Source organism: Methylotenera sp., assembly GCF_013141425.1.
Classification (GTDB): Bacteria; Pseudomonadota; Gammaproteobacteria; order Burkholderiales; family Methylophilaceae; genus Methylotenera.
Genome location: NZ_JABFRA010000076.1, coordinates 1 through 5,049 on the forward strand (window position 1 = coordinate 1; position 5,049 = coordinate 5,049).

At 45.0% G+C, this 5,049-nt stretch carries 2 protein-coding genes; both read left to right on the plus strand.

The window, feature by feature from the left end:
* On the plus strand, positions 1 to 1,857 hold a 1,857-nt coding region (locus HOO90_RS06585), incomplete at its 5' end, for a methyl-accepting chemotaxis protein (protein ID WP_292841141.1).
* Between the two features lie 142 nt (positions 1,858 to 1,999).
* On the plus strand, positions 2,000 to 5,049 hold a 3,050-nt coding region (locus tag HOO90_RS06590; RefSeq protein WP_292841144.1), incomplete at its 3' end, for a methyl-accepting chemotaxis protein.

Here is a 5,049-nt window from a genome sequence, read left to right on the forward strand (position 1 = left end):
GCCAAATACAAGGGTGCTTATGCGCAAATGGTGCATGGCGTAAACGCGATGGTGGGCGGCCATGTACAAGAAAAAGAGCAGATGATTCAATTGGTGCGTGCGCTTGGCGATGGTGATTTTAATGTGCAGATTCCGCAATACCCGGGTAAAAAAGCCGAAATCAATAAGAATTTAGACCGCCTCAATGGCAAGTTTAAAGGCATTGTTGATTCGGTAAAATGGGTTACCGCTGAGCACGAAAAAGGTAACATTGACATGGCCTTGCATGCCCATTTATTTAAGGGCGGTTTTAGTGAAATTGCTGAATCGGTGAATCATATTGTGGCTGGGCAAATGGAACTAACAGAAAAAGCTTTGGCTTGTGTCAAGGCGTTTGGCGAAGGTGATTTTGATGCACCACTTGAGCAGTTTCCTGGTAAAAAGGCTTACGTGAACGAGGCGATTGAGCAAGTTCGCAGCAACCTAAAAGCCTTAAATGCCGACGCGGAGATGCTCGCTGATGCCGCCCGTGAAGGCCGCGTTACCGTGCGCGCTGACATCAGCCGCCACTTGGGCGATTATCGCAAAATCGTCATTGGTATGAACGAAACCCTCGAGATGATCGTAAAACCGATTGTCACAGTCAAACAATCGGCCGAAGCGATTAATACCGCCGCCAAAGAAATTGCCCAAGGCAATGCGGATTTATCTCGCCGTACGGAAGACCAAGCCGCCAGCTTAGAAAAAACCGCCTCCAGCATGGATCAACTATCTTCCACCGTCAAACAAAATGCCGACAACGCCAAACAAGCCAATCAGCTTGCAATAGCCGCCTCCGGCGTAGCGGTAAAAGGTGGCAACGCCGTCGGCGAAGTCGTTAGCACCATGAGCGCCATCAACAGCAGCGCGAAAAAGATTGAAGACATAATTTCCGTCATCGACGGCATTGCCTTCCAAACCAACATCCTTGCGCTCAATGCCGCGGTAGAAGCCGCAAGAGCAGGCGAACAAGGTCGTGGTTTTGCTGTAGTGGCAGCAGAAGTACGAAACCTCGCCCAACGCTCAGCCAGTGCCGCCAAAGAAATTAAAGAACTCATCACCGACTCGGTAGGCAAAACTGCTGAAGGTACGCGTCAAGTGGAATCTGCAGGTGAAACCATGCAAGAGATTGTTAGCGCAGTAAAACGCGTCACTGACATCATTGGCGAAATTGCGGCCGCTTCGACAGAGCAAAGCGCAGGTATTGCCCAAATTAACGATGCGATTATGAAGATGGACGATGTCACACAGCAGAACACTGCCTTGGTTGAAGAAGCCGCTGCGGCAGCAGAATCCCTGATGGAGCAATCCGAAGAAATGGCGGACGTGGTGAGTGTGTTTGTATTAGATGAATCAGCAAACAATGCAAAACGTAAAACCGCATCTGCACATAAATTTACTGCAACAACAGCCAATTCATCCGCTAAGCAAAAGCCATTTTCGTTTCAAGATGCAGAAAATGCCCATGCGAAATGGAAAATGCGTTTAGTACAGTTTGTTGGCGGACAATCTCATGAGGATTTTGATGAGTCTGCGGTATCTTGTGATGATAAATGCGACTTAGGTAAGTGGATTCATGGGCCAGCGGTGCGGTATTCTTCATTAAAAGAATATAAAAACTTACGCGCATCCCATGCTGAATTCCACAAGTCGGTAGGGGCAATCGTGCATTGTGTGCACGAGAAAAATCAAGATGCAGCTAGATTGTTACTTGGTGGTGATTTTGCTACAGCCTCTAAGAAAACCATCAGTGCCATTCAAGCCATGCAGGGCAAGGTTGAGTCGCCTGCTCGCGTGGTAAAAACAGGTACGGATAACAACGAATGGGAAGAGTTTTAAGCCTGACTGCCATTGCGGGCTTGTTCCGCAATCTGATTTAAGTTGTAGATGTTGAAATAAATTCAGTATGTCAGCAAGCGCTGAATTTTAGATTTGCAATGAATTGTTCGATCAATATTTTGAATAGTAAAGCGAGAAAAAAATGAAAATCAATATGCCCGTGACGCAACATGAAGTTGAGCTAAAGGACAATTTACTGATTGTGTCCAAGACTGATCTAAAAGGTAAGATTACTTTTGTGAATCGTGATTTTATCGAAGTTTCTGGATTCTCAGAGGAAGAACTTATCGGTGAAAGTCACAATGTTGTGCGTCACCCTGATATGCCACCAGAGGCCTTTGCAGATTTATGGAATACGGTTAAAACTGGTAAGCCTTGGATCGGTATTGTGAAAAACCGTTGTAAAAATGGGGACCATTACTGGGTAGAGGCCATTGTTTCGCCTTTTGTTGAAAATGGTCAAGCGGCCGGGTTTATCTCAGTACGCAAAAAAGCTACTCGCCAGCAGATTGAAGGCGCAATGCGCTACCACCAAGTGCTTAGAGAAGGGCAAAGTTGGGTAGAAACCATGCAAGGTAAGCTACGCACTATTAAGCGCAACTTTAGCTTGAAATCAAGAATCGTTTCAATTTTTATGGCGGTCGCAGTTACCAGTTTAACACTTGGCTACATTGGCTATGTTGGGACCAAAGAGAGTAATGAAAGCGCTGAAGCCCTTTATCTTGGGCATGTGCTGCCACTAAGAGAGCTCAAAGTCGTGGCAGATATGTACGCCGTGAATATTGTGGATACCTCGCATAAAGTGCGCAATGGCAATTTGACGATGGCACAAGGCCAGGAAAATGTTGAAATCGCTTTAAAGGAAGTAGATAAACAGTGGAAGCTTTACACTTCTGGTAAGTTAGAACCAGAAGAAAAGAAACTTGTGGCTGAAATTCAACCTTTGTTTATTAAGGCAAATGATGCCACAGCGAAACTACAAGACATATTGCGTAGCCAAGACAGCAAACGTATTGCGGAATTTACTGCGAATGATCTTTACCCTGCGATTGATCCTTTGTCCGATAAAATCAGTGAACTCACTATCTTAATCAGCCAAATGGCCACAGACGATAATGAAGTTTCTCACGCCAACTACATTGAACATAGAAACTTTATTCTAGGATCAATTCTATTGGGCATTGCAATTACAGCATTGTTGGGTTGGTTGTTGTATGGCGCCATCATGCCACGCGTGCGAGATGCCGTTAGATATTTATTGTGCAGTGCGCAGGGTATCGAACATGAAGCGGTGATTCGTACTGGTCATCGTGACGAGTTGACGCTGGTAATGGATGCCTACCGTGCTTTAAAAGCGCGGATTGACTTCGATAATTCAGAAGCATTTGCTGGTATAGACCGAATTAAGTCTGCTCTAGATCATTCCACAATTCCAGTTACAGTAGGAAATGAGTTTAATACCCTCATTTACATGAATATCGCTGGTTTTGAGTTGTGGAAGAAAATGAGCCCTGAATTAGCCAAACGTCACCCAGATTTTAGTGTGGATAAATTACTAGGAGGAAAACTTGGCCCTTATATTGAAAATGAAGCAGACCGTGCCAATTATGTTGCATCTTTGACCGGTACAAAAGTGATGAACACCAAAATGGGAGGTTTGGATTTACAGTTGACGTTTAACCCCGTAAGTAATTCTGAAGGCCGCTATATTGGCCGTATGATTCAATGGATAGACCGTACTGCCGAACTTGCAGCAGAAGAAAAGGTGGCGGAATTGATTGAACAAACCGTTGCGGGTAATTTGAATAAACGCTTAGATGTAGCTACGTTGCCAGCAGGTTTCTTGCGTGATATTAGCGATGGTATGAACCGTTTATTAGAAGCGGTTATTAACCCATTGAATATGGCCGCCGCTTATGTGGACAATCTCTCAAAAGGAGTGATTCCAAATGAAATTACCCAAGAATATCAAGGTGATTTCAATATTATTAAAAATAACTTGAATGACTGCGGTCACGCTATTAAAGCGCTGGTGGCTGATGGCAATTTATTAGCCCAAGCAGCCGAAGATGGCGTCTTGACTACGCGTGCAGATGCAACTCAGCATTTAGGCGAATATCGTAAAGTGGTTGAGGGCTTAAATGCGACTTTAGATGCAATTGTAACGCCACTCAATATGGCAGCAAGCAACTTGGATAGCATTGCGCAAGGTAACATTCCAGATAGAATTACCGACCATTACAACGGCGACTTTAACAATATTAAAGACAATTTGAATACTTGTATTGAATCGATCAATGCATTGGTTGGTGATGTGCAAATGTTAGCCGATGCTGCCAGTGATGGCCGTGTATCTGTACGTGCCGATGCAAGTAGCCACCAAGGTGATTTCCGTAAGATTGTAGAAGGCGTGAACGAAACACTTGAAATGATTGTTAATCCAATCGCAACGGTAAAAGTGGCGGTCGAAACCATTAGCACTGCGGCTAAAGAAATTGCGCAGGGAAATGCTGACTTGAGTCGTAGAACCGAAGAGCAAGCAGCTTCTTTAGAAAAAACAGCGGCAAGCATGGAAGAGCTTTCCTCAACGGTTAAACAAAACTCCGACAACGCCAAACAAGCCAACCAGCTTGCAACAGCTGCATCTGGTGTAGCCATTAAGGGTGGTGACGCGGTTTCAGAAGTTGTTACCACCATGGCTGATATTAACGCCAGTGCGAAAAAGATTGAAGACATTATTTCGGTCATCGACGGCATTGCCTTCCAAACCAACATTCTGGCACTTAACGCTGCCGTAGAAGCCGCAAGAGCAGGCGAACAAGGTCGCGGTTTTGCTGTAGTAGCAGGTGAGGTGCGTAATCTTGCACAGCGTTCTGCCAGTGCTGCAAAAGAAATTAAAGAACTCATTACTGATTCTGTCAGCAAAACTGCCGAAGGCACCCGACAAGTAGAAAATGCGGGTAACACCATGCACGAAATCGTGACTTCTGTAAAACGTGTGTCCGATATTATTAGTGAAATTGCGGCTGCATCAACTGAACAAAGTGCTGGCATTGAACAGGTTAATGAAGCTGTAATGAAAATGGACGACATGACGCAGCAAAATACCGCTTTAGTTGAAGAGGCCGCGGCCGCAGCGGAATCAATGATGGAGCAAGCAGATGAGTTGATGAATGCCGTAAGTGTGTTTCA